At 69.4% G+C, this 25,125-nt stretch carries 24 protein-coding genes; 9 read left to right on the top strand and 15 right to left on the bottom strand.

The window, feature by feature from the left end; all coding sequences use genetic code 11:
* Nucleotides 1-27: 27 nt before the first annotated feature.
* The 5 genes from IEW01_RS08905 to xth all read right to left on the bottom strand — a co-directional run bounded on the left by IEW01_RS08905 (nt 28) and on the right by xth (nt 4,812).
* Complete coding sequence (locus IEW01_RS08905) at nt 28-705, bottom strand: endonuclease/exonuclease/phosphatase family protein (protein WP_188527256.1); 678 nt, start codon at nt 703-705, stop codon at nt 28-30.
* Nucleotides 706-756: 51 nt separating this feature from the next.
* Nucleotides 757-2,172 (bottom strand): protein adenylyltransferase SelO, encoded by a 1,416-nt coding sequence (locus IEW01_RS08900; RefSeq protein WP_188527255.1) that lies wholly within the window; start codon nt 2,170-2,172, stop codon nt 757-759.
* A 32-nt stretch (nt 2,173-2,204) separates the two neighbouring features.
* A complete protein-coding gene (locus IEW01_RS08895; protein ID WP_188527254.1) occupies nt 2,205-2,981 on the bottom strand; it encodes a hypothetical protein in 777 nt (258 codons plus the stop codon).
* 82 nt (nt 2,982-3,063) lie between these two features.
* Nucleotides 3,064-4,005, bottom strand: coding sequence for a nucleoside hydrolase (locus IEW01_RS08890; protein ID WP_188527413.1), 942 nt, complete (start codon nt 4,003-4,005; stop codon nt 3,064-3,066).
* A 6-nt stretch (nt 4,006-4,011) separates the two neighbouring features.
* Complete coding sequence (gene xth, locus IEW01_RS08885; RefSeq protein ID WP_188527253.1) at nt 4,012-4,812, bottom strand: exodeoxyribonuclease III; 801 nt, start codon at nt 4,810-4,812, stop codon at nt 4,012-4,014.
* A 163-nt stretch (nt 4,813-4,975) separates the two neighbouring features.
* On the opposite strand from xth, the gene IEW01_RS08880 reads away from it, so the two are divergent.
* Nucleotides 4,976-5,326: a DUF2147 domain-containing protein gene (locus IEW01_RS08880; RefSeq protein WP_188527252.1), complete on the top strand. Its 351-nt coding sequence runs from the start codon at nt 4,976-4,978 to the stop codon at nt 5,324-5,326.
* A gap of 20 nt (nt 5,327-5,346) precedes the next feature.
* Here IEW01_RS08880 and IEW01_RS08875 read toward each other — a convergent pair whose 3' ends face one another.
* Nucleotides 5,347-6,519 (bottom strand): BaiN/RdsA family NAD(P)/FAD-dependent oxidoreductase, encoded by a 1,173-nt coding sequence (locus IEW01_RS08875; protein ID WP_188527251.1) that lies wholly within the window; start codon nt 6,517-6,519, stop codon nt 5,347-5,349.
* 69 nt (nt 6,520-6,588) lie between these two features.
* Between IEW01_RS08875 and IEW01_RS08870 the strand changes: the two genes are divergently transcribed.
* The 4 genes from IEW01_RS08870 to pgi all read left to right on the top strand — a co-directional run bounded on the left by IEW01_RS08870 (nt 6,589) and on the right by pgi (nt 10,809).
* On the top strand, nt 6,589-6,900 hold the full coding sequence (locus IEW01_RS08870; RefSeq protein WP_188527250.1) for a hypothetical protein: 312 nt from the start codon (nt 6,589-6,591) through the stop codon (nt 6,898-6,900).
* A gap of 144 nt (nt 6,901-7,044) precedes the next feature.
* Nucleotides 7,045-8,499: a glucose-6-phosphate dehydrogenase gene (gene zwf / locus IEW01_RS08865; RefSeq protein ID WP_188527249.1), complete on the top strand. Its 1,455-nt coding sequence runs from the start codon at nt 7,045-7,047 to the stop codon at nt 8,497-8,499.
* Nucleotides 8,496-9,173 carry a 6-phosphogluconolactonase gene (pgl, locus tag IEW01_RS08860; protein ID WP_188527248.1) on the top strand — a complete coding sequence of 226 codons (678 nt, stop codon included), beginning with the start codon at nt 8,496-8,498 and terminating at the stop codon, nt 9,171-9,173. The genes zwf and pgl overlap by 4 nt, the downstream gene beginning before the upstream one ends.
* A gap of 19 nt (nt 9,174-9,192) precedes the next feature.
* Entirely contained in the window at nt 9,193-10,809 is a 1,617-nt protein-coding gene (gene pgi, locus IEW01_RS08855; protein ID WP_188527247.1) for a glucose-6-phosphate isomerase, read from the top strand.
* Between the two features lie 16 nt (nt 10,810-10,825).
* Here the strand turns inward: pgi and eda are convergent, their stop codons facing one another.
* Both eda and edd read right to left on the bottom strand, forming a co-directional pair.
* Nucleotides 10,826-11,470, bottom strand: coding sequence for a bifunctional 4-hydroxy-2-oxoglutarate aldolase/2-dehydro-3-deoxy-phosphogluconate aldolase (gene eda, locus IEW01_RS08850; protein WP_188527246.1), 645 nt, complete (start codon nt 11,468-11,470; stop codon nt 10,826-10,828).
* A gap of 10 nt (nt 11,471-11,480) precedes the next feature.
* Nucleotides 11,481-13,286: a phosphogluconate dehydratase gene (gene edd, locus IEW01_RS08845; RefSeq protein ID WP_188527245.1), complete on the bottom strand. Its 1,806-nt coding sequence runs from the start codon at nt 13,284-13,286 to the stop codon at nt 11,481-11,483.
* A 215-nt stretch (nt 13,287-13,501) separates the two neighbouring features.
* Here edd and IEW01_RS08840 point away from each other — a divergent pair, with 215 nt between their 5' ends.
* From IEW01_RS08840 to IEW01_RS08830, 3 genes are all read left to right on the top strand, one after another.
* On the top strand, nt 13,502-14,128 hold the full coding sequence (locus IEW01_RS08840) for a DUF6778 family protein (RefSeq protein WP_188527244.1): 627 nt from the start codon (nt 13,502-13,504) through the stop codon (nt 14,126-14,128).
* Between the two features lie 94 nt (nt 14,129-14,222).
* A complete protein-coding gene (locus tag IEW01_RS08835) occupies nt 14,223-15,419 on the top strand; it encodes an RSP_2647 family RNA methyltransferase (protein ID WP_188527243.1) in 1,197 nt (398 codons plus the stop codon).
* On the top strand, nt 15,416-15,982 hold the full coding sequence (locus IEW01_RS08830) for an RSP_2648 family PIN domain-containing protein (protein ID WP_188527242.1): 567 nt from the start codon (nt 15,416-15,418) through the stop codon (nt 15,980-15,982). The genes IEW01_RS08835 and IEW01_RS08830 overlap by 4 nt, the downstream gene beginning before the upstream one ends.
* Nucleotides 15,983-16,060: 78 nt before the next feature.
* Here IEW01_RS08830 and IEW01_RS08825 read toward each other — a convergent pair whose 3' ends face one another.
* The 3 genes from IEW01_RS08825 to gltX form a co-directional block, all read right to left on the bottom strand.
* Complete coding sequence (locus tag IEW01_RS08825) at nt 16,061-16,747, bottom strand: M48 family metalloprotease (protein WP_188527241.1); 687 nt, start codon at nt 16,745-16,747, stop codon at nt 16,061-16,063.
* Nucleotides 16,748-16,846: 99 nt separating this feature from the next.
* Nucleotides 16,847-18,142: a citrate synthase gene (gene gltA / locus IEW01_RS08820; protein ID WP_188527240.1), complete on the bottom strand. Its 1,296-nt coding sequence runs from the start codon at nt 18,140-18,142 to the stop codon at nt 16,847-16,849.
* A gap of 47 nt (nt 18,143-18,189) precedes the next feature.
* Nucleotides 18,190-19,593, bottom strand: a complete 1,404-nt coding sequence (gltX, locus tag IEW01_RS08815; RefSeq protein ID WP_188527239.1) for a glutamate--tRNA ligase — start codon at nt 19,591-19,593, stop codon at nt 18,190-18,192.
* Nucleotides 19,594-19,669: 76 nt separating this feature from the next.
* On the opposite strand from gltX, the gene IEW01_RS08810 reads away from it, so the two are divergent.
* Entirely contained in the window at nt 19,670-21,724 is a 2,055-nt protein-coding gene (locus IEW01_RS08810) for a ComEC/Rec2 family competence protein (protein WP_188527238.1), read from the top strand.
* A gap of 106 nt (nt 21,725-21,830) precedes the next feature.
* Here the strand turns inward: IEW01_RS08810 and lexA are convergent, their stop codons facing one another.
* The 4 genes from lexA to trpC all read right to left on the bottom strand — a co-directional run bounded on the left by lexA (nt 21,831) and on the right by trpC (nt 25,109).
* Complete coding sequence (gene lexA / locus IEW01_RS08805; RefSeq protein ID WP_188527237.1) at nt 21,831-22,529, bottom strand: transcriptional repressor LexA; 699 nt, start codon at nt 22,527-22,529, stop codon at nt 21,831-21,833.
* Between the two features lie 134 nt (nt 22,530-22,663).
* Nucleotides 22,664-23,836 carry a molybdopterin molybdotransferase MoeA gene (locus IEW01_RS08800; protein WP_188527236.1) on the bottom strand — a complete coding sequence of 391 codons (1,173 nt, stop codon included), beginning with the start codon at nt 23,834-23,836 and terminating at the stop codon, nt 22,664-22,666.
* Entirely contained in the window at nt 23,833-24,312 is a 480-nt protein-coding gene (gene moaC, locus IEW01_RS08795) for a cyclic pyranopterin monophosphate synthase MoaC (protein ID WP_188527235.1), read from the bottom strand. Before moaC ends, IEW01_RS08800 begins: the two co-directional genes overlap by 4 nt.
* Nucleotides 24,309-25,109, bottom strand: a complete 801-nt coding sequence (gene trpC, locus IEW01_RS08790; RefSeq protein WP_188527234.1) for an indole-3-glycerol phosphate synthase TrpC — start codon at nt 25,107-25,109, stop codon at nt 24,309-24,311. Before trpC ends, moaC begins: the two co-directional genes overlap by 4 nt.
* Between the last annotated feature and the right edge of the window lie 16 nt (nt 25,110-25,125).

Here is a 25,125-nt window from a genome sequence, read left to right as displayed (position 1 = left end):
AGGTCAATACCTGATAAAGTTGGTCGACTATTCGGGAAGCGCGATTTCAACCCAGATCGGCAGGTGATCGGAGGCCACCCGCGCAAGCTTCGTCTCCACCACGCCGCCATGTTTGAGCGCGATCCCCGGGCTCAGCCCGACGCGGTCGAGCGCCGCCATCGGGCGCGAGGCGTGGAACGACTTGCCGGGGGTGACGATCTCGAAATGGTCCTGGAATTCTTCCATCCCGGCATGCGGCGACCATTCGTTGAAATCGCCGAGCACGGCGGTGGGGCTGTCGCACTGCTCCAGCGCGTGGCGGATCTGGCGCAACTGAACATGGCGGTGGCGGCGCATCAACCCGAGGTGCACGCCGACAACCCGCAGCTTGCCCCCGATCAGCGCCGAAACAGCGCCGCGCGGCTCCAACCCCGGCAGGTCGATGCGCTGGGGATCGCCCACCTCGAAGCCGTTGCGCACGAGAATCGCGTTGCCGTGCCAGCCGATCGACACGTCGGTGATCGCGAGGTCGACGGGCGTGTAATCGGTATGGTCGGCGATGAGCTGGCGGGGCAGGGCGGTCGGCCTCGGGCCAAGCCGCTTGTCGGCTTCCTGCAGCACGATCACGTCGGCCCCGATATGGTTGACCACATCGAGGATCCGTCCCGGATCGCGGCGACGGTCAAGGCCGACGGCCTTGCGGATATTGTAGCTTGCGAGTTTCATGCCTGTCTCACCTATATGGGCAGCCAGGCGGCAAAACAAAGCCTTCTGCGCTCAGGTGCCGCAGAAGGTCTGGCGCACACGCTCTTCGGGGCGCGGCGGTTTAGCATATTCGGCGGTCTCCGGCCCCTCGTCGAAGGGGGTGGCGAGCACCGCCATCAGCCGGTGGAACGGCGCGAAATCGCCCGCCACGGCGGCCGCGATCATCTCTTCGATCCGGTGGTTGCGCGGGATCACCGCCGGGTTGGCGGCCCGCATGGTCGCGCCGGTGTCGCCGGTTTCACGGGCGAGGCGGGCGCGCCAGTCGGGCGCCCAGCTGTCCCAGGCGCCGGCATCGTTCACCAGCGCCGAGGCGTCGCCACTGGTGGCCAGCGCGCGGAAGGTATTGGTGAAATCCGCCCCGCTGGTCGACATCCGCTGCAAAAGCCCCACGATCAGCGCCTCGTCGCCCTCCTCGGCGCGGGTGAGCCCGAGCTTGGCGCGGAACCGGCCGAGCCAGGCGGCGCGGAAGGCGGGGGCGAAACCGTCGAGCGCGTCTTGCGCGGCGGCGATGGCGGCCTGCTCGTCGGTGTCGATCAACGGCAGCAGCGCGCTGGCGAGCTGGGCGAGGTTCCACATCGCGATATCGGGCTGGTTCTGGAAGGCGTAGCGCCCCATCCGGTCGATCGAGGAGAACACCGTGGCGCCGTGGTAGGCGTCCATGAAGGCGCAGGGGCCATAGTCGATGGTTTCGCCGGCGATGCTCATGTTGTCGGTGTTCATCACGCCATGGATGAAGCCGACGCTCATCCAGCCCGCGATCAACGCGGCCTGCGCCTTGGCGACGGCCGCGAGCAACCCGAGCGCGCCCTCGGCCTCGGGGTAATGCCGGGCGATGGCGTGATCGGTGAGCGCGGCCAGCCCCTCGGTGTCGCGCCGCGCCGCGAGGGCCTGGAACGTGCCGACGCGGATATGGCTCGCCGCCACCCGCGCCAGAACCGCGCCGGGCATCGGCCCTTCGCGGTAAACATCTTCGCCCGTGGTGGCCGCCGCCAGCGCACGTGTGGTGGGAATGCCGAGCGCGTGCATCGCCTCCGACACCACGTATTCGCGCAGCACCGGGCCGAGCCACGCCCGCCCGTCGCCTCCGCGCGAGAACGGCGTGCGGCCCGCGCCCTTGAGCTGGATGTCGCGCCGCGCGCCGTGAATGTCGACGACCTCGCCGAGCAGCACCGCGCGCCCGTCGCCAAGCTGCGGCACCCAGTTGCCGAACTGGTGGCCGGCGTATAGCTGGGCGATCGGATCGGCTCCTTCTGGCACCACGTTGCCCGCGATCACCTGCGCCGTGATGCTGGCCGGGTCGATGCCCAGCTCGCGCGCAAGCGGGGCGTTCACCTCCACGAGGGCGGGATTGGCCACGGGAACGGGTGCCTGCCGGGCGAAGAGCCGGTCGGGCAGGCGGGTGTATGAATTGTCGAATGTCGCACGCATGGGGAGAAGCTAAGCCTTCTCGCGGCCCCGCGCTAGGGGGTCAGCGCGCGCCACCACGGGATCGTGAGGGCAAGCGGCAGCAGCCCGAGAATGGCGTAGGTGGCAACCTCTCCGGGGTTGATCGGCAGGCCAAACATCGGTGCCAGAAGGGATCCGATCAACACCGAGATGCCAAGCGTGCCCGACTTGATCAGCAATGGCAGCGCGAGCAGGTCGCCCCAAGGGTCTGCGCGCCACAGCATGGCGGCGGCGAAGGCGAGCGCGGGCAGGACGAAGCCGAAATCGAAGACGAAGATCGTCGCCGCGTCGGGTGCCGTGCGCGTCTGCATTGCCGGGATCAGGATCGACAGCCAGAGCGCCGCGAACAGCGCGATGAGCAGGGTGAAGAGGGCGGCGGTGAGCCGCCGGGGCGGGGCCTTGGCCGCGAGCTTGCCCCGATCGGCGCGGGCGAAAAAGGCAAGCAGCGCCCAGAGGCTGGCCGAGAAGATGGCGATGTAGAAGAGAAACAGTGGGTTGATGATCGTCTCGAAGGCATAGAGCCCGTAGCCGTAGACGAGATAGCCCAGGAGCCCGAGCCAGACCGCCCAGAACCGCGCGCTGGCGCCAGCGGCGAGGCGGGCGGCGAGGGCAAGGAGGCCGACGGCGACGCCGAGGCTGACAAGGTCCTGCGAGATCGCGCCCGGGATCAGCCTTTCAGGTGTCAAGTGGCGGTAGAGCCCTGGATCGCGCAGGCCGAGGATGGACGCGATGATGGTGAGTGCGGCGGCAATGGCCGAGAGGGCAACCGGGAGAAACGGCTTGGTGAGCATCACTTTCGCGCCGTCGACAAATTGGGTCTAAGAGACGCATTTTATCAGGCTTCGGCGTTGGTGTCGAGGCGGGGCCTCCGCCTCATGGCAGCCGCGCGAGCCGCTCGGTGAGCAGGGCGAAGAACCCGTCGGCGTCGATGTCGCCGATGAAGGTGGCGTTGGGCGCGCGGTCGGTCACGCCCCACCAGTCGGCCACGGTCATGCCGCGGGTGAGATCGGATTGCGTTTCGACCTCGACGTTGACGTGCCGTCCGGTGAACAACCCGGGCTTCAGGAGCCAGGCGATGGTGGTCGGGTCGTGCAGCGGGCCGCCCTCGGAGCCATACTTGGCGATATCGAAGCGTTCGAAGAAATCCAGCATCTCGGCGGTGAAACGCCCGGTGCGGGTGCCGAGTGCCGCGAAGGCCTCCAGTCGGGCGCGGGTGACCAGCGCCTTGTGCGTCACGTCAAGCGGCATCACGGTGATCGGGATGCCGGATTTGAACACGATATCAGCGGCTTCCGGATCGACATAGATGTTGAACTCGGCCGCCGGGGTAATGTTGCCCACCTCGAAATAGGCCCCGCCCATAGCCACGATCTCCGCGACGCGGGGCGCGATATCGGGGGCTTTTTCCAGCGCAGTGGCGATGTTGGTGAGCGGCCCGATCGGGCAGAGCGTGACCGTTCCCGCAGGCTCGGCGCGCAGCGTGTCGATGATGAAGTCGACACCGTGGCCGGGCTGGAGCGGCATTTGCGGCGTCCAGAGTTCCGGCCCGTCGAGCCCGGTCTTACCGTGAACGTGTTCGGCCGTCACCAGCGGGCGGCGCAACGGCGCATCGCAGCCGGCGAAGACCTTCACATCCTCTCGCCCCGCCAGTTCGCAGACGATCCGGGCGTTCTCGGCGGTGCGCGCCAGCGGCACGTTCCCGGCCACCGCGGTGATGCCCAGAAGCGCGATCTCGGGGCTGGCCAGCGCCAGCAGGATGGCGACGGCGTCATCCTGCCCCGGATCGGTGTCGATGATGATTTTTCGCGCCATGATATGATTTTACGCCGCGAGGCTCACCCAGATCGGCACGTGGTCGGAGGGCTTTTCGCGGGCGCGCACTTCCTTGTCGATGCGGCAATCCTCGAGCAGGTCGGCGCATTGTGGCGAGAGCAGGAAATGGTCGATGCGGATACCATCGTTGCGGGCCCAGGCCCCGCGCTGGAAATCCCAGTAGGTGTAGAACTCGGGCGCCAGGGTGCGGGCGCGCAGCGCGTCGGTGAGGCCGAGGTTGACGAGCCGGCGAAAGGCCGCGCGGGTTTCGGGCAGGAACAGCGCGTCATCGGTCCAGGCCTCCGGGCGGGCGGCGTCCTCGGCTTGCGGGATGACGTTGTAATCCCCCGCCATCAGAAAGCATTCTTCCTGCGAAAGCAACGCCTTGGCGCGCGCTTCCAGGCGCTCCATCCAGCGCAGCTTGTAATCGTATTTCGGCCCCGGCGCGGGGTTGCCGTTGGGCAGGTAGAGGCCGCAGATCCGCACCGCACGCGCGCCCACCACGGTGGCCTCGATGTAGCGCGCTTCCTCGTCGTCGGCGCCCTCGCGACCGGCGCCTTCCGGGTCGGGCAGCCCGCGCACCACGTCCTCGAGCGGCAATTTCGAGATCAGCGCCACGCCGTTGAAGCTTTTTTGCCCATGGGTTTCCACGTTGTAGCCCATGTCTTCGAAAGGCTCGCGGGGGAAGCCCGCGTCCACCGTCTTGATCTCCTGCAGAATCGCCACGTCGGGCGCGGCCTCTTGCAGCCAGTCGAGCACCGCCGGAAGGCGGGCCTTGATGCCATTGATGTTGAAACTGGCGACTTTCATGCGCGCTCCCCGGACTGGTTTGGCGCGAGGTTAGCGGGCTTGCCACGCGGGCACAACGCTCTGCCGGCGCGCCGCTTGGGCAAGGGGGTTGCAGGGTGGATATGCATTGATGCTACTATCTGAATATTCGCATTGATAAGCGAAGGATCCAAGGGAGGAACACATGAAACGGATCAATACCTGGGCCGCGCTTGCCGCGGCGGCTGTAACCTTTGTGGCCCTGCCGGCCGCGGCCGGCACCACCGAGTGGCTGCGCGAGGGCACGCAGGTCATCAAGGTGACGGACGATGGCGGGCGTCTGTTCTGCACCCGCGCGTCGGACGGGTTCGAGATGTGCCACGGCATGGTTCAGGAGAGCCCGGGCACCTGGAAAGGGCCGAAGATGAAGCACCCCGACATGCCGGGGTTCATGACCTTCGCCGGCACCGTCCTGATCGGCCGCGAGAGGCTCAAGATCGAGGGTTGCGTGCTCGGCGGCGCGATCTGCGACGCCGAGATCTGGACCAGGCAATAGCGAAACCGCGCCGGGCGGCCCTAGGGCTGCCCGGCGATCGCCGTGCCCGCGGCGTGGGCGGACGCCCAGGCCCACTGGAAGTTGTAGCCTCCGAGCCAGCCGGTCACGTCCACCGCCTCGCCGATGAAGTAGAGGCCGGGCAGGTGGCGCGATTCCATCGTCTGCGACGAAAGCCCGCCGGTCGCGATCCCGCCCAGCGTCACCTCCGCGGTGCGGTAGCCCTCGGAGCCGGTGGGGGTGAGATGCCAGCCGTGCAGCGCCTCGGCGATCTCGCGCAGCCGCGCGTCGGGCTGGTCGGCCAGGCGGGCGGCGAGGCCAAGCCCGGGCGCGAGGTGATCGACGAGCCGGGCGGGCAGGAGGCCCGCGAGCACGGTCGAGAGCGCCCGCCGCCCGGCGCGCTGGCGTTCGTCGCGCAGGAAGGCGAAGAGGTCGCGCCCCGGCGCGAGATCGAGCGTGATCGCCTCGCCCTCGCGCCAGTAAGAGGAAAGCTGGAGGATCGCCGGGCCGGAGAGGCCGCGATGAGTGAACAGGATCTGTTCGTCAAACCCGGCGCGGGCGTTGAAGGCGCGCGCCGGCAGCGACACGCCGGAGAGCGGGGCGAAACGGTCGCCGAAGGTGAGCGGCACGAGGGCGGGGCGGGTCTCCGTCACCGCGTGGCCGAACTGGCGCGCGATGTCGTAGGCGAAGCCGGTGGCGCCCATCTTGGGGATCGATTTGCCGCCGGTGGCGATCACGAGGGTGCGCGCGGTGAGCGGTCCGGCATCGGTGCCCAGGCGGAAGCGCCCGTCGGCATGGGCCACCTCGCGCACCGGGGTGGAAAGCCGCAGCTCGGCGCCGGCGCCGCGCGCCTCGGCGAGCAGCATCTCGACGATTTGCGTGGATTTGCCGTCGCAGAACAATTGCCCGAGTGTTTTCTCGTGCCAGGCAATGCCGTGGCGCGACACAAGCTCGATGAAATCCCACTGCGTGTAGCGCGCCAGCGCCGACTTGGCGAAATGCGGGTTTTCCGATAGAAAATTCGCCGCCGTCACGTCGAGATTGGTGAAATTGCAGCGCCCGCCGCCGGAGATGCGCACCTTCTCGGCGGGCTTGGCGGCATGGTCGAGCACCAGCGTGCGCCCGCCCGCGTGGGCGGCGCAGAACAGCCCCGCCGCGCCCGCGCCGATGATGATGGTGTGATACGCCTCGCTCATGGGGGCGGGGTTGAACACGCCACGCGCGCCGTGGCAAGGGGCGGGCGCGCCACCCGTCACGAGGAAGCCATGACCCTGCCGCCGGAAGCCCAGATCCTGATCATCAACGCCGCGATCCTGCTGGTGGCCTACCTCGGGATCTATCCCACCATGCGTCCGCTCACGGCCGTCAGGATCATGCGGGCCGATCTCGCGGTATCGGGGCTCGCGCTCGGCCTCGCTGGCGCGCTCTTCTGGGGCACGGGCGCGCGGTTTTCGCTCGTCTTCGTCAACCTCAACTGGTTCTGGTTCTCGCTCATCACCATGCTGGCGATCGAGATGCCGCTGTTCGCATGGTTTGCCCGGCGGCACGGCATCGACGGGTTCGGCCCCGACGCCTGAGCCGTTGCGCAAATGCCGCCCGGGGTTGCGCCGTTACATGGCGGTGCTAGACAGGGCGCGCGGGACAACGTAACAGACGGGCGCGGCGCTTTTCGTTAGCGCTAACCCGAGAATTCAGCGTTAACCCAAGAATGGAGCAGAGCCATGGTTTCGCGTGTCATCCCGGTGGAGGCGTTCGATCTGGTGATCTTCGGCGGCACCGGCGACCTTGCCCGGCGCAAGATCCTGCCCGGACTCTACCGGCGCTTTCGCGACGGCCAGATTCCCGACGACGCGCGAATCGTCGGCGCGGCGCGCTCCGACATGTCGGCCGAGGCCTACCGCGCGCAGGTTGCCGACGCGCTGAACGAGGTTCTGCCTGCCTCGAAGCGCGATGCCGAAAGCGTCGAAGCCTTCCTCGCCCGGCTCGATTACGTCGGCATCGACGCGACCGGCACCCATGGCTGGCCCGACCTGTCGCAGAAGATGCGCGCGGGCGTGGTCCAGGCGTTCTATTTCTCGGTTGCCCCGGCGCTGTTCGGCGATCTCGCCAAGCGGCTGCACAAGCACAAGATCGCCGGGCCGGAGGCGCGGATCGTGGTGGAAAAGCCCTTCGGCCACGACCTCGCCTCGGCGCGTGACCTGAACGCGATGCTGGCGCGGCATTTCGACGAACAGCAGATCTACCGGATCGACCATTACCTCGGCAAGGAGACGGTGCAGAACCTCATGGCAGTGCGCTTCGGCAACCTGCTGTTCGAGCCGCTGTGGCGCAACCAGTATATCGACCATGTCCAGATCACCGTGGCCGAGACCGTCGGCGTGGGCGGGCGCGGCGCCTATTACGACAAGTCGGGCGCGATGCGGGACATGGTGCAGAACCACCTGATGCAACTTCTGTGCCTGATCGCGATGGAGCCGCCGGCGAAGTTCGATCCCGACGCGGTGCGCGACGAGAAGCTCAAGGTGATCCGCGCGCTCGACCCGGTGGAGCCGGGCGACGTGGTGCGCGGGCAATACCGCGCCGGGGCCGATACACCCTCCTACCGCGACGATGCCGAGAACCCCGCCAGCCGTACCGAGAGCTTCATCGCGATGAAGCTGCACGTGTCGAACTGGCGCTGGAACGGCACGCCGTTCTACCTGCGCACCGGCAAGCGGATGAAGGCGCGGGTGAGCGAGATCGTGGTGCGCTTCAAGGAGCCGCCGCATTCGATCTTCGAGGAAGACACCGGCCAGAGCGCCAACGAGCTCACCATCAGGCTTCAGCCGAACGAGGGGATGGACCTGACGGTGACGATCAAGGAGCCCGGCCCGGGGGGTATGCGGCTGATCGACGTGCCGCTCGACATGACCTTCGCCGAGGCGCTCGGCGAGGAGGCCGCCGACGTGCCCGACGCCTACGAGCGGCTGATCATGGATGTGATCCGCGGCAACCAGACGCTGTTCATGCGCGGCGACGAGGTCGAGGCGGCCTGGGCCTGGACCGATCCGGTGATCGCCGCATGGGATGCGCGCGAAGAGAAGCCGATCTCTTACGAAGCCGGGTCGACGGGGCCGGAGGAGGCGCTTATCCTGATGCACAGGGATGGCCGCCGCTGGAGGGAGATTGGCTCATGAAATTCGTTGAATATACCGACAGCGACATGCTGTGGCTCGGGCTCGCCGACGAGATTGCCGGCGCGTTGAACGGCGTTCTCGTCACCGGCGAGCGCGCCTCGCTCGCGGTGCCGGGCGGCACCACGCCGGGGCCGCTGTTCGACGTGCTCTCGGCGATCTCGCTGGATTGGGAGCGCGTCGACGTGCTGCTCACCGACGAGCGCTGGGTGCCCGAAACCAGCCCGCGCTCGAACGCCCGGCTGCTGCGCGAACGGCTTTTCGTGGACAAGGCGGCGGCGGCGAACTTCGTGCCGTTCTACACCGGTGGCGAGGCGCCCGATCCCGATCTGGCGTATGTGGCATCGCAAGTCGAGGCGCTGGCGCCGCTCACCGTGGTGTTGCTCGGCATGGGCGAAGACATGCACACGGCGAGCCTGTTCCCCGGCGCCGAAAATCTTGAAAAGGCGTTGCGCCCGAATGCCCCCGGCCTTGTCTCGATGGACGCGCCCGATGCCGGCGAGCCGCGGGTTTCGCTTTCGGCCGAGATGATCAACGGCGCGATGAACCGTCATCTCGTCATCGTCGGGCCGGCCAAGCGCGCGGCGCTGGAGCGGGCGCAGGCGCTCGGTGATCCCACCGAAGCCCCCGTGGCGGCGGTGCTCGACGGGCTCACGGTGCACTGGGCGGAAAGCTGAGACGCGGGAGACAGGTTTCATGGTTTGGGCCGACCTCAAGGCGCATCGCGCCGCGCAGGGAGACATGCGCATCGAAACGCTGTTCGATGACCCGCGCCGGGCCGGCGAGTTCTCGGTGCGCGCCGACGGGCTGTTGTTCGACTACTCCAAGACTTTGATCGACGCCGAGGCGCGCGCGCTGCTGCTGACGCTGGCCGAGGAGGCCGGGGTGGCGGCGCGGCGCGCGATGATGTTCGCCGGCGAGAAGATCAACGAGACCGAGAACCGCGCCGTGCTGCATACCGCGCTCCGCCACCCCGGGCCGGGCCCGGTCGAAGTGGATGGCGTCGACGTGCTGCCCGGCGTGCACGCAACCCTCGCGCGGATGGAGGATTTCGCGGAAGGTTTGCGCTCGGGCCGGGTGCGCCCGCCCGGCGGCGGCCGGTTCACCGATATCGTGAACATCGGTATCGGCGGCTCCGATCTCGGCCCGGCGATGGCGACGCTGGCGCTGGCGCCGTATCACGACGGGCCGCGGCTGCATTATGTGTCGAACGTCGATGGCGCGCATATCCGCGACGTGCTCGACGGGATCGAGCCGGCGACGACCCTGGTGATCATCGCCTCCAAGACCTTCACCACCATCGAAACCATGACCAACGCCGCCACCGCCCGCGACTGGCTGGTGCGCGGGGTGGGCGCCGAGGCCGCCAGCCGCCATTTCGCCGCGCTGTCCTCGGCCACCGACAAGACCGGCGACTGGGGGATCGACCCCTCGCGCGTGTTCGGCTTCGAGGACTGGGTCGGCGGGCGCTATTCGCTCTGGGGGCCGATCGGGCTTGGCCTGATGATCGCGGTGGGGCCGAAGCATTTTCGCGAGATGCTCGCCGGCGGCCACGCGATGGACCTTCATTTCCAGCAGGCCGAGGGCGCCGACAACCTCGCGGTGATGCTGGCGCTCACCGGGATCTGGCACGCGCAGGTCTGCGGCTATCCCACCCGCGCGGTGCTGCCCTACGAGCAGCGCCTCGCCCGGCTGCCGGCCTACCTGCAGCAACTGGAGATGGAGAGCAACGGCAAGCGCGTGGGCATGGATGGCGCGCCGCTGGAAGTGCCCTCCGGCCCGGTGGTCTGGGGCGAGCCCGGCACCAATGGCCAGCACGCTTTCTACCAACTCATCCACCAGGGCACGCAGGTGGTGCCCTGCGAGTTCATGGTGGGCGCCGAGGGGCACGAGCCGGACCTGGCGCACCAGCACCGGCTGCTGGTAGCCAATTGCCTCGCGCAATCGGAGGCGCTGATGAAGGGGCGCGGGCTGGACGAGGCGCGCGAGATGATGGCGGAGGCGGGATATTCCGGCGACGAACTGGAGCGCCAGGCCCGCCACCGGGTGTTTCCCGGCAACCGGCCCTCGACCACGCTCGCCTACCGGCGCCTCACGCCCTTCGTGCTCGGCCAGATCATCGCGCTCTACGAGCACCGGGTGTTCGTCGAGGGGGTGATCCTCGGGATCAACTCCTTCGATCAATGGGGGGTGGAACTGGGCAAGGTGCTGGCCCAGGCGCTGGAGCCGATCGTCGCGGGCGAAGCCGGCACCGAGGGCAAGGACGGCTCGACGGCGCAACTGGTGGCCTACCTGCGCGGCGAAGACGGCTGACGCGGCCGCGCGCGCCTCAGCCGCGTCCGAGCCCGGCGGCCTCGCGCGCCAGCGCCTCGATCCCGTCCCAGTCGCCCGCCAGCATCGCCGGTTTCGGCGCCACCCAGCTGCCGCCGGCGCACAGCACGTTGGGCAGCGACAGGTAGTCTTCGGCGTTGGCCGGGCTGACGCCCCCGGTGGGGCAGAACCGGATCGCGGGCAGCGGCGAGGCGAGCGACTTGAGGAAGGCGGCGCCGCCGGCGGCCTCGGCGGGGAAGAACTTCATCACCGAATAGCCGCGCTCGAACAGCCGCATCGCTTCCGAGGCGGTGGCGGCACCGGGCAACAGCGGCAGATCTTCCGCCTCGGCGGCATCGAGCAGCGCGTCGGTCGCGCCCGGCGAGACGCCGAAGCGCGCGCCGGCGGCCTTGGCGGCCTTCACGTCGTCGGGGGTGAGCAGGGTGCCCGCGCCGACCACGCCGCCCGGAACCTCCGCCATCGCGGCGATCACGTCGAGGGCGGCGGCGGTGCGCAGGGTCACTTCCAGCGCCGGCAGCCCGCCGGCCACGAGGGCGCGCGCGAGCGGCGCGGCATGGGCCACGTCGTCGACCACCAGCACCGGCACGATCGGGGCGAGGCGGCAGATCTCTTCGGTTTTCCGGCTGGCTTCTTGCGGTGTCATGCGGTGCTCCCTAGACGACGACGGCGGCGCCGGTCGTGGACAGACCGACATTCTGGCGGAAAACCTCGAACAATTCACGCCCTATCCCGGCGCTGTTGGCGCTCAGATCGGCGCTGACGGCGGCGCGCTCGGCGAAGCCGGCTTCGAGCACCTCCAGCGTTCCCGCCTCGGCATCGAGCCGGACGCGGTCGCCGTCACGCAGCTTGGCGATCGGCCCGCCGTTGGCGGCTTCGGGCGAGACGTGGATCGCGGCCGGCACCTTGCCGGAGGCGCCCGACATCCGCCCGTCGGTGACCAGCGCCACCTTCAGGCCGCGATCCTGCAGCACCGAGAGCGTGGGCGTCAGCCCGTGCAGCTCGGGCATGCCGTTGGCCTTCGGCCCCTGGAAGCGCACCACCACGACCACGTCGCCGGTGAACTCGCCGGCCTGGAACGCGGCCTTCACCGCCTCCTGGTTGTCGAACACCCGCGCCGGGGCCTCGATCACGTGCCGCTCAGGTGCCACGGCGGACACCTTGATCACGCCTTGCCCGAGGTTGCCCGACAGCTGGACCAGCCCGCCCGAGGGCTGGAACGGATCGGCGGCGGGGCGCAGGATCTTGTCGTTGAGGCTGTCGCGCGGGGCGGGCTCCCAGGTGACCCGCTCGCCGGCGAGCTTGGCCTCGGTGGCGTAGGCCGCCAGCCCGCCGCCCGCCACGGTCTTGGTGTCGGGGTGCAGGAGCCCGGCGTCGAGCAGGTTGCCGATCATGTAGCCAAGCCCGCCGGCGGCGTGGAAGTGGTTCACGTCCGCCAGCCCGTTGGGGTAGACCCGCGCCATCAGCGGCGTGATTGCGGAGATCTCGGCGAAATCCTCGAGCGCCAGCTCCACCCCCGCCGCGCGCGCCATCGCCACGAGGTGCAGCACGAGGTTGGTCGAGCCACCGGTGGCCATCAGCCCGACGATGCCGTTGGCGAAGGCCTTCTCGTCGAGCACGTCCGCCACCGGGATGAATTCGTTGCCGAGCGCGGTGATCGACAGCGCCCGGTGCGTGGCCTCGGCGGTGAGCGCCTCGCGCAGCGGCGTGCCGGGGTTGACGAAGCTCGCGCCGGGCAGGTGCAGCCCCATGAACTCCATCAGCATCTGGTTGGAATTGGCGGTGCCGTAGAAGGTGCAGGTGCCCGGCCCGTGGTAGGCCGCCATTTCCGACGCCATCAGCTCCTCGCGGCTGGCCTCGCCGGTGGCGAAGCGCTGGCGCACCTTGGCCTTCTCGTCGTTCGAGATGCCGGAGGTCATCGGCCCGGCGGGCACGAAGACGGCGGGGATATGGCCGAAGGTGGCGGCGGCGATCACCAGCCCCGGCACGATCTTGTCGCAGATACCGAGGTAGAGCGCGGCGTCGAAGGTGTTGTGGCTGAGCGCCACGCCGGCGGCGAGCGCGATCACGTCGCGCGAGAAAAGGCTGAGTTCCATGCCCACCTCGCCTTGGGTGACGCCGTCGCACATCGCCGGCACCCCGCCCGCCACCTGCGCCGTGCCCCCTGCCGCGCGGGCGGTCGCCTTGATCTGGTCGGGGAAATCCTTGTAGGGCGCATGGGCCGAGAGCATGTCGTTATAGGCGGTGACGATGCCGATGTTGGGGGCGCGGCCGGTGGCCAGCGCGCCCTGGTCGTCGCCGGCGCCGGCATAGGCATGGGCCTGGTTCGAGCAGCTCAGATGCGCCCGGCGCGGGCCTTCGTCGGCGGCGCGCGCGACCTGGTCGAGATAGCGCGCGCGCCGGTCCTGCGAACGGGCGATGATGCGCTGGGTGATGCGGTCAAGCTCGGGATGGAGGGTCATCGGGGCGGTCCTTCGTCGACATGCGGGGGGTGCGAAACCGTGCACGGGCAGGTGACCGGGAGGTAGCACAGGGATTTAGCGCTAACAATACCCGACCCCGCCCGACCCGCCTTCGGCTGATTTCCGCGACAATACCGCCAGCTTTCCGCAGTTCCGCCGCATTTGGTCAACAAAGTCGCCGGCATCGAGATGCGTACAAGTAGCTGGAGGAAACCATGACATTGTTCCGCGCCACCCTGATGATGGCCGCCGCCGCCCTGCTCTCCGCCTGTGCGGGGGGGGATATCGTAAGCCGAAACGCGCTGGCCAACTCGGAGCTGCTGAGTTCCAAGGATGGCGAGTTCCAACCGTCGGTGCCCCTGAACCGGTCCTACCGCGTGGTGGACGTCCGGGTCGAAGTGCCCGAAACGCTCACCTCCTCGGAGGATAACGGCATCAAGCCGCGCGTCGACATCCTCTGGCAGGAAGACCCTGCGGGCGACCGGCACGCGCAGGTGCGCGAGTTGATGACGGCGGCGCTCGAAGAGGGCGTGGCCGCGACGGAGGGCAGCCGCGATGTGGTGCTCGACGTGGTGATGACGCGCTTCCACGCGCTGACCAAGCGCACCCGCTATTCGATCGGCGGCGAGCACGAGGTCTGGATGTATGTCGCGGTGCGCGATGCCGAGACCGGCGAGCTGCTCGAACCGGCGCGCCGGATCGGCTTCGATCACCGGATCAGCGCGGCGCAGGCGCTCGAAAACGAGGCGCAGGGGCTGAACCAGCGGCTCGAGATCACTGCGCTGGTCAAGGATCTGATCCGACAGGAACTGACCCGCCCGCGCGATTTCCTGCAGGGCTGAGGCAGGCAGAAACCGATGAGCGGGGGGCGGGCCGGCGGCTCGCCCCCCTTCGTTTGGGCTTTGCGCCGGGCGCGCGCTGGGGTAGGGGAGCGGCATGACCGATACCCGCCCCACCATCCGCCTCAAGCCCAAGGCCAACGCCCGTGCCATCCGCCACGGCGCGCCCTGGGTATTCGACAATGAAATCGTGACCGACCGGCGCACCAGGGCGCTCGCCCCCGGCACCATCGCGGTGCTGGAAGACGAGGGCCGCATCCCGCTCGCCACCGTCGCCGTTACCCCCGGTTCGCGCATCTTCGCCCGCGTGCTCGACCGCGACCCCGCCGCCGAGATCGGCCCGGACTGGTTGCGCGCCCGGATCGCGATGGCGCTCGCCCACCGCGAACGGCTTCACGATGCACCGTTCTACCGGCTCGTCCATGCCGAGGCCGACGGGCTGCCCGGGGTGGTGATCGACCGGTTCGGCGAGGTCGCGGTGATCCAGCCTAACGCGGCCTGGGCCGACCGGCTCGCCAACGATCTGGCCGAGGCGGTGGTGGAGGTGACCGGCGTGAGCGTGGTGGTGAAGAACGCCGCCGGCCGCGCCCGCGCGCTCGAGGGCCTGGACGACGACAGCCGCATCCTGATCGGGGAAGACCCGCAGGCGGTGGCGGTGCCGATGAACGGGGCCACCTACGTGGCCGACCTTCTCGGCGGGCAGAAAACCGGGTTGTTCTATGACCAGCGCCCCAACCACGCCTTCGCCGCGGGGCTCGCCCGGGGCGCCCGGGTGCTGGACGTGTTTTCCCACGTCGGGGGCTTCTCGCTGGCGGCGCTCGCGAACGGCGCGGCGCAGGCGCTGGCCGTCGACAGTTCGGCGGCGGCGCTCACGCTGGCGGCGGAAGGCGCCGCGCTCAGCGGTGTGGCGGATCGCTTCGCCACCCGCCAGGGCGATGCTTTCGACGTGCTGGCCGCGCTCGCGGACGAGGGCGCGCAGTTCGACCTGGTGATCTGCGATCCGCCGGCCTTCGCGCCGGCGAAACCGGCGCTCGAGGCCGGGCTGCGCGCCTATGAACGGGTGGCGCGGCTGGCGGCCGGGCTGGTGGCGCCGGGCGGCTACCTGGTGCTGTGCTCCTGTTCGCACGCCGCCGATCTGGCGAAGTTCCGCACCAGTTGCAACCGGGGCATCGGACGCGCCGGGCGCGCGGCGCAACTGGTCCACACCGGCTTTGCCGGGCCGGACCATCCGCAACACCCGCAACTGGCCGAGAGCGGCTATCTCAAGGCGTTGTTCTACCGGCTGATGCCGTGAAGGTTCTGCTCGATACCTGCGTGCTCTACCCCACGGTGATGCGCGAGATGCTGCTGGGCGTGGCGGCGGCGGGGCTGTTCGAGCCGCTCTGGAGCCCGCGCATCCTCGAGGAATGGGTGCGCGCGGCAGCCAAGCTGGGGCCGGGGCAGGAAACCCTCGCGCGCGGCGAGATCGCGCTGGCCGAAGCGCGGTGGCCGAAGGCCTCGGTGCGCCCGGGAGCGGGTGACGAGGCGCGGCTGTGGTTGCCCGACCGGGATGACGTGCACGTGCTCGCCGCCGCCATCGCCGGCTCGGCCGACGTTCTGCTCACGCTCAACACCCGCGATTTTCCGCGCCACACGCTGGAAGAGGAAGGCTTGCGGCGCGAGGTGCCCGACCTGTTCCTGCGCGACCTCTTCGCCCGGCATCCCGAGGCGGTGGCGGATGTCGCCGACGCGGTGCAGGCCGAGGCCGAGCGGCTTTCGGGCGAGGCCTGGCCGATCCGGCGGCTGATGAAGAAAGCGCGGCTACCGCGGCTGGGCAAGGCGCTGGAGGCCCGCCAGGCCGATCTCTCCGCCGGCTGATCGTCCGCGGGAACGCGCCCGCGCGGGCGCGTCACACGGTGTCGCGCGACGCCGTGCGCGCCGGCGGCAGCCGGCGCTTCACTCCACCTTCCATTTCGCCTCGTTGGCCTCGATCGCGGCGATGCGCTCCTCGGCCTTGGGGTGGCTCATGAACCACGCCGGCATCGCGCCGGCGCGCGCCGCGGTGAGCTGGTCGAGCTTCAGGAACAGCGATTTCTGCGGATCGGTTCCGATCCCCGCCTTGGTCAGCAGCGCGGCGGCATAGGCGTCGGCCTCGTATTCGTCGCCGCGCGACAGCCGGGCGGCGAGCAGGCTGGCGACGAGACCGGCGATGTAGATGCCCGCCCCCGGCAGGAAACGCGAGAGCACCATGCCGAGCGCGGTGCGCAGGGCGTTCTGGCCGGAAAAGTCAATCATCCGCCGCCGGGCATGGCCCAAAGCGACGTGACCGAGCTCGTGCGCGATCACGCTCGCCATCTCTTCGGCCGACACCCGGCCCTCGCGGTATTGCTGGTAGAAGCCGCGGGTGATGAAGATACGCCCGTCCGGCGCGGCGAGGCCGTTCACCGGCTCGATCTCGTAGATATGCACGCGGATGCGTTCGAGGTCGAGCGCCCGGGCAAGCCGGTCGGTCAGGCCCTTGAGCTTCGGGTCGGCCAGTTCCGTCGACCTGGAATCAAGCTCGCTTCCCAGCCGCCAGGCCGAGAAACGATACATCACCACCGCGTAGAGCACCGCGAGCAATATGGGCGTGAGCTTCAGCATTGCCTCAATATGGGGCGCATGGACGACCCGGGGAAGGGGCAAAACGCAAGCGAGCCGCCCCCGGGGGGACGGCTCGCGCGCATGTGAAGGCGGGGCGCCTCAGCGGTCTTCGACGTCGACGTAGTCGCGGCGGGTCTCGCCGGTGTAGAGCTGGCGCGGGCGGCCGATCTTCTGGTTCGGGTCGCCCAGCATCTCTTTCCACTGCGAAATCCAGCCCACGGTGCGCGAGAGCGCGAAGATCGGGGTGAACATCGAGGTCGGAAAGCCCATCGCCTCGAGGATGATGCCGGAGTAGAAATCGACGTTCGGGTAGAGCTTCTTCTCGACGAAATAGGGGTCTTCCAGCGCGATGCGCTCAAGCTCCTTGGCCACCTGCAGCGTCGGGTTTTCCTCGATCCCGAGCAGGCTGAGCACCTCGTCGGCCGATTCCTTCATCACCTTCGCGCGCGGGTCGAAGTTCTTGTAGACGCGGTGGCCGAAGCCCATCAGGCGGAACGGATCTTCCTTGTCCTTGGCGCGCTCGATGAACTCGGGGATGCGGTCGACGGTGCCGATCTCCTTCAGCATCTCGAGGCAGGCCTGGTTGGCGCCGCCGTGGGCGGGGCCCCAGAGGCAGGCGATCCCGGCGGCGACGCAGGCGAAGGGATTGGCCCCGGAAGAGCCGGCGAGGCGCACGGTGGAGGTGGAGGCGTTCTGCTCGTGGTCGGCGTGCAGGGTGAAGATCCGGTCCATCGCGCGGCTCAGGATCGGGTTCACCTCGTATTCCTCCGCCGGCACCGCGAAGCACATGTGCAGGAAGTTCGAGGCGTAATCGAGCGAGTTCTTCGGATAGACGAAGGGCTGGCCGATCGAATACTTGTAGGCCATCGCGGCGATCGTCGGGATCTTGGCGATCATCCGGATCGCGGCCACTTCGCGCTGCCACGGGTCGTTGATGTCGAGGCTGTCGTGGTAGAAGGCCGACATCGCCCCCATCACCCCGGTGATGATCGCCATCGGGTGCGCGTCGCGGCGGAAGCCCGAGAAGAACTTCGTCATCTGCTCGTGCACCATGGTGTGGCGGGTCACCCGGTTCTCGAAGTCTTCCGCTTCCTGCGCCGTCGGCAGGTGGCCGTAGAGCAGGAGGAAGCAGACCTCGAGGAAATGCGATTTTTCCGCCAGCTGGTCGATCGGGTAGCCGCGATAGAGCAGTTCGCCCGCGTCACCGTCGATATAGGTGATCGCGCTTTCGCACGACGAGGTGGAGGTAAAGCCCGGGTCGTGGGTGAACACGCCACCCCGGCCATAGAGCGTGGCGATGTCGATCACGTCGGGGCCGACCGTGGGCGAATACATCGGCAGCTCGAGTTCCTTGCCGGCGAAACTTAGCTTCGCGGTTCCCGTCTGTTCTGGCATGCGCGTCCCTTTCTCTGGTGGCCCGTCCCGAACGGGGGCAGGGCGGGTTATACGGCGGCTTCCTCGAGGCGGGCGATGCTTTCATCGCGCCCGAGGAGCAACATCATGTCGAAAACGCTGGGGGTGACGGCCCGTCCCGCGAGGGCGGCGCGCAGCGGCGCGGCAAGCTTGCCGAACTTCGTGCCTTGCGCTTCGGCGAAGCCGTTCAGAACGGTTTCCAGCGTGTCGCGATCCCAGCTAGCATTTTGCAACTGCGGCGTCAATTGAGTCAGTATACTACGGGATACATCATCGAGCGCCGCCGCCGCTTTCTCGTCTTTCTCGATCGGGCGGGACACGAGAAGGAATCGCGCCTTGTCAAGGATTTGCGGCAAGGTCTTCGCACCCGGCTTGAGGATCGGCATGGCCTTGGCGACGGCGCGCGCCTCGGGCGCCGAAAGCGGCCGGCCCCCGACCGCGTCAAGGTAATCCTGCAGCTGCGCAATGAGTGCCGCGTCGTCCATCGCGGCGATGTGCTGGCCGGAAATATGATCGAGCTTCTTGAAGTCGAACCGCGCCGCCCCCTTGCCGATGCCGTCGAGATCGAACCACGCCAGCGCCTGCTCGTCGGAAAACACCTCGTCGTCGCCGTGGCTCCAGCCGAGGCGGGCGAGGTAGTTGCGCATCGCCGCCGCCGGGTAGCCCATGGCGCGGTATTCCTCCACACCGAGCGCGCCGTGCCGCTTGGAGAGCTTCTTGCCGTCGGGGCCGTGGATCAGCGGGATATGGGCGAAAACCGGCACATCCCAACCCATCGCGGCATAAACCTGCATCTGCCGGGCGGCATTGTTGAGATGGTCATCGCCCCGGATCACGTGGGTGACGCCCATGTCATGATCATCGACGACGACGGCGAGCATGTAGGTGGGGCTACCATCCGAACGTAAACAGATCATGTCGTCGAGCTGGTCGTTGCCGATCACCACGCGGCCCTGCACCTGGTCGTCGATCACCGTCTCGCCCGTGCGCGGGGCCTTGAGGCGGATCACGAAGGGCGCGTCGGGGTGGCTCGCCGGGTCCGCGTCGCGCCAGGGCGACTGGAACAGCGTCGAGCGCCCTTCGGCCCGGGCCTGCTCGCGGAAGGCGGCGATCTCGTCCTGCGTGGCGAAACACTTGTAGGCATGGCCGCGCGCCAGCATCTCCTGCGCCACCTCGGCATGGCGTTCGGCGCGTTCGAACTGGCTGACGATCGGGCCGTCGTGATCCAGCCCGAGCCACTCCATCCCGTGCAGGATCGCCGCCGTCGCCTCCGGCGTGGAGCGGGCGCGGTCGGTGTCTTCGATGCGCAGCAGGAACCGGCCGCCCCGGCCGCGCGCGTAGAGCCAGTTGAACAACGCGGTGCGGGCGCCGCCGATGTGCAGGTAGCCCGTGGGCGACGGGGCGAAACGGGTGACGACAGGGGTATCAGCCATGCGCGCGTTAACCTTTTGGAAACCATGATTGAGCTAGCTTCGCGAGGTCTAGTCGCTCACGAGGGAGAGAACAAGGGTGACCCCGCTGGCCCGCCTGTCCGGTCGCCTGGAGCGGCTTTCGGGGCGGCTCCTGCTGTTCGCGCCCGTTTGCCTCGGGCTGGGGGTGGGCAGCTATTTCAGCCTGTCGGAGGAGCCGGGCGCGCTGGCCTGGGTTCTGGTCGGTCTCTGCGCCACCGGTTTCGCCGCGCTCGGCTGGCACTTCCGGCGCAGCCGCTACGCCGGGCTTTCGTTCCTCGCCATGGGCGTGGCGGCGGTGCTGGCGGGGCTGATGGTGGCGGGCTTGCGCAGCGAAATCGTGCGCGCCCCGGTGCTGGACTTTCGCTATTACGGCGCCGTCGAGGGGCGGGTGGTGAAGGTGGACCGCTCCGCCTCCGAGGCCACGCGGCTCACCCTTGACCGGGTGCGGCTCGACCGCGTTGCGCCGGCGCGCACGCCCGAGCGGGTGCGGGTCTCGCTGCACGGCCGGCAGGGCTTTCTCGATCCCGAACCGGGGCAGCGGGTGGCGATGACCGCCTTCCTCTCCGGCCCCGAGGGGCCGGTGGAGCCCGGCGGCTTCGACTTTCGCCGCATGGCCTGGTTCGACCGGATCGGCGCGGTGGGCTACACCCGCGCGCCGGCGCTGCTGCTCGCCCCGCCCGAGGGGCGCGGCGAGGTGCTGGTGTCGCGGCTGCGGGCGCGGATCTCGGCCTGGGTGCTGGAGGTGCTTCCGAACGAGGCGGGCACCTTCGCCACCGCGATCACCACCGGCGACCGCTCGGCGATGGACCGTGATACCGTCGACGCGCTCAGGGGCGCCAACCTCGCCCACCTGCTGGCGATCTCCGGGCTGCACATGGGGCTGCTCACCGGCTTCGTCTTCGCCGCCCTGCGCTACGCGCTGGCGCTGGTGCCGGGGCTGGCCGACCGGGTGGCGATCCGAAAAGTGGCCGCGGTGGTGGCGTTGCAGGCGGGCGCGTTCTACCTCGCGCTCTCGGGCGGCAACGTCGCCACCGAGCGCGCCTTCATCATGGTGGCGGTGATGTTCGGCGCGGTGCTGATGGACCGGCGCGCGCTCACCCTCAGGGCGGTGGCGGTGGCGGCACTGGCGATCCTGCTGGTGCAGCCGGAATCGCTCACCGAGCCGGGCTTCCAGATGTCCTTCGCGGCGACGACGGCGCTGGTGGCGGTGTTCGGTGCCTTGCGCGACTGGCCGGCGTGGAACCCGCCGCGGCTGCTGCGCGGGCCGATCTCGGTGGTGATCGCCTCGTCCGTGGCCGGGATCGCCACCGCGCCCTTCGCCGCGGCGCATTTCAACATCGTGTCGCATTACGGGTTGCTGGCGAACCTCGCCGCGGTGCCGGTGATGGGCACGCTGGTGATGCCGCTCGCGGTGCTGGCGGCGCTGCTCGCGCCCCTCGGGCTGGGCTGGATCGCGCTCGACCTGATGCAATACCCGATCATGTGGATCCTCGCGGTGGCGCGCTTCGTCACCGGGCTCGAGGGCGCGGTGGGCCATGTGCCGAGCCCCGGCGCGGCGGTGCTGCCGCTGGTCACGCTGGGCGGGCTCGTGGCGGTGCTTCTCGCCGGACGTTGGCGGCTGGCCGGGGCGGTGCCGGTGGCCGTGGCGCTGGCGCTGTGGGTCGAGGCCGACCGGCCGGCGGTGCTGGTCACCGCCAGCGGCGGGCTGGTGGGGGTGATGACGCCGGAGGGGCGGGCCTTGTCGAAGCCGAGGGGCGACGGTTTCGCCGCCCGGGTCTGGCTCGAGAACGACGGCGACCCGGTGACGCAGGACATCGCCCATGCCCGCCGCGGTTTCGACGGCGAGGCCGGGGCGCGGGAGGCCGATCTGGGCGGACGCAGGCTCGTGCATCTCACCGGCCGCGGCGCCCGCGAGCGGCTCGCGGCGGCCTGTGCCCGGGCCGACGTGGTGGTGCTGTCGATGACGGCGGAGGCGGTGCCGCCGGGCTGCACGCTCTACGACGAGGCGGCGTTGCAGGCCACCGGGGCGCTCGCGCTCTATCCCGGCGCGGCGGGGCTGCGGGTGGAGAGCGTGGCCGAGACCGGCGGGCGCAGGCCCTGGACCGTGCGCTGAGCGCGGGGAGGGGGCGAAATCCGCTGCGGATTTCGGAACGTTTTCCGTACGGAAAACGTGATCGGATTTCGTACGAAATCCGCGCCCCGTGCGGCCAGGGCCGGCCTCAGTAGGTGCGGATCAGGCCCACGAGCTTGCCCTGCACCTCGACCTGGTCCTCGCGCAGGAGCCGGGTTTCGAAGGCCGGGTTGGCGGCTTCCAGCATCACCATGTCGCCCGACTTGCGGTAGCGTTTCAGCGTCGCCTCGTAGCCCTCGACCTGCGCGACGACGATATCGCCGTTGTCGGCAACGGAGGTTTCGCGAATGATCACCACGTCGCCCGAGTTGATCCCGGCGTCGATCATCGACTCGCCCTTGACCTCCAGCGCGTAATGCTTGCCGGCGCCGGCCACCATCGCGCCGGGCACCGCGACGTGCTCGGCGCCATCGGTGATCGCCTCGATCGGCGTGCCGGCGGCGATACGGCCGAGCAGCGGCAGTTCCAGCGCGTCGGCCTGGCCCAGCGCCATCGCGCCCGCCGGGGTGCGGTCGGGCCGGTCACCGTCGATCACCCGTGGTTCGAACCCGGCCTTGCCGGAGGGGTCGAGCGCATCGGGCAGTTTGACGATTTCGATCGCGCGGGCGCGGTGGGGCAACCGGCGGATGAAGCCGCGCTCTTCCAGCGCGGTGATCAGCCGGTGGATGCCCGATTTCGAGCGCAGGTCCAGCGCCTCCTTCATCTCGTCGAACGAGGGCGGCACGCCGTCGCGCGCGAGGCGCTTGTTGATGAAATCGAGAAGGTCCAGTTGCTTGCGCGTCAGCATGTGCTCGCCCCTTGTTTTTCTGCGGCCAGCTGCCGCCGGGCAGCCGGTCAGTATGGCGCCGCGCCGGAACGGGCCATGCGCTGCGGTTCAGGTAATGTTCTACCCGCGTTCCCGTTTCGTGTCAACGCTTCGGGTCAAATCGCGACGAAGTCCACGGTGTCGCCCGCCTTGCGCGGACCGTCGCCCGCGGGGCGCACCAGCAGCGCGTCGGCGCGGTGCAGGATGGTCAGGAGCGAGCTGTCCTGGCGCGGCAAAGGTCGGATCGTCTCGCCGTCGAGCGCCGCGCGCATGTAGTGCTCGCGCGGGCCGTTCTCGGGCAGGTCTTCGGCCAGCACGGCGGGGCGTCGGGGGGCTGGGGCGGCGCCAAGGCCGAGCATGGCGCGGATCATCGGCAGGATGAAGATGGTGCCGCAAACCAGCGAAGACACAGGGTTTCCCGGCAGCCCGACCATGGCCGCATCGCCCATCCGCCCGGCCATCAGCGGCTTGCCGGGGCGCATCGCGACCTTGTAGAAGCTCTGCTCCATGCCCAGTTCGGCGGCCACCGGGGCGACCATATCGTGATCGCCCACCGAGGCGCCGCCGATCGTCACCACGAGGTCAGCGCCCTCGGCCAGCTCGAAGGCGGCGCGCAGGCTCTCGGCGCTGTCGCGCGCGATCGGCAGCAGCCGCGCCCGGCCGCCGGCGGCCTCGATCATCGCCTTCAGCCCGAACCCGTTCGAGGCGATGATCTGGTCCGGCCCCGGCTCCTCGCCGGGCATCACCAACTCATCGCCGGTGGCGATCAGGGCCACCTCGGGGCGCCGCATCACCACCACGTCGCCCGCGTTCATCGCCGCGATCAGGGCCAGGTCGCGCGGGCCCAGCACGCGCGGCGCCTCGACCCGGTCGCCGATGGTGAAATCGGTGCCGGCGGGGCGCACGTAGGGCCCGCGGTCGAGCGCGCGCGCGAGCGTGATCAGGTCGCCCTCGCGGGTCACGTCTTCCTGGATGATCACCCGGTCGGCACCCACCGGCACCGGCGCGCCGGTGAAGATGCGCACCGCCTGCCCGGGGCCCACCGCGCCATCAAAGCGCGCGCCCGCCCGGCTCTCGCCGATCACCTTGAACATCGCCTCAGGGTCGGCCTCGACGCCCTTCAGCGCATAGCCGTCCATCGCCGCCGCCGCGAAGGGCGGCTGGTTGCGCGCCGCCACCACCGGCTCGGCCAGCACCCGCCCGGCCGCCTCCGCCAGCGCCACGCGTTCCGTGCCCAGCGGCCGGGCGAGGGTGAAGAGGTGGTCGAGGGCCTGGGATACGGTGATCATTCGGCGCGAAAATCCCCCGATTTGCCGCCCGATTTCGCCAGCAGCCGCACACCCTCGATGCGCATGCCCTTCTCGGCCGCCTTGAGCATGTCGTAGACGGTGAGGGCGGCGGTGGTGACGGCGGTGAGCGCCTCCATCTCGACGCCGGTCTGGCCCGAGGTTCTGACCGTGGCGGTGATCCGCACACCGGGCAGGCCCGCGTCGGGTTCGAGCTCGAGCGCGACCTTGGTGATCGGCAGCGGATGGCACAGCGGGATGAGGTCGGCGGTCTTCTTCGCGCCCATGATCCCGGCAAGCCGTGCCACGCCGAGCACGTCGCCCTTTTTCGCGCTGCCCGCCTCGACCAGCGCCAGCGTCTCCGGCGTCATGATCACCCGTGCCTCGGCCACCGCCTCGCGCGCGGTCACCGCCTTTTGCGAGACATCCACCATGTGCGCCTGTCCGGCGGCGTCGAAATGGGTGAGCTTGTCGGTCATGGCAGCACCGGGTCGGCGAGGATCGCGCGGGTGGCGGCCGCGACATCGTCCTGCCGCATCAGGCTCTCGCCGATCAGGAAAGCGCGCGCGCCCACGGCGGCCATGTCGGCGAGGTCGGAGGGCGTGAAGAGCCCCGATTCGCACACCAGCAGCCGGTCGGCCGGCGCGCGTTTCGCCAGCGCGCGGGTGGTGTCGAGCGTGACCTCGAAGGTCTTGAGGTTGCGGTTGTTGATGCCCAGGAGCGGCGCGCGCAGCCGGGTGGCGCGCTCCAGTTCCTCGGCGTCGTGCACCTCGACGAGCACGTCCATGCCCCAGCCGAAGGCGGCGTCTTCCAGCTCGGCGGCCTGCGCGTCGGAAACGCTGGCCATGATGATCAGGATGCAATCGGCGCCAAGCGCGCGCGCCTCGGCCACCTGCCAGGGATCGTAGAGAAAATCCTTGCGCAGCGCCGGCAGCGCGGTGGCTTCGCGCGCGGCGACGAGGAAATCGTCGGCGCCCTGGAAGCTGGGCGTATCGGTCAGCACCGAGAGGCAGGTCGCGCCCCCGGCCTCATAGGCGCGCGCCAGCGCCGGCGGGTCGAAATCGGCGCGGATCAGCCCCTTCGAGGGGCTTGCCTTCTTGATCTCGGCGATCAGGCCATAGCCGGTCTGCGTGGCCGCTTCGAGCGCACGGGCAAAGCCGCGCACCGGGCTGGTGGCGCGGGCGTCGGCCTCCACATCGCTCAGCGGTCGGGCGGCCTTGCGCGCCGCCACGTCGTCGAGCTTGTAGGCCTTGATCCTGTCGAGCACGTTGGTCATGGCATCGGTTTTAGGC

This window comes from Sinisalibacter lacisalsi (genome assembly GCF_014640115.1).
GTDB classification, from domain to species: domain Bacteria; phylum Pseudomonadota; class Alphaproteobacteria; order Rhodobacterales; family Rhodobacteraceae; genus Sinisalibacter; species Sinisalibacter lacisalsi.
The sequence above is the reverse complement of the archived record's forward strand: the minus strand, read 5'-3'. Positions and strand labels throughout refer to the sequence as shown.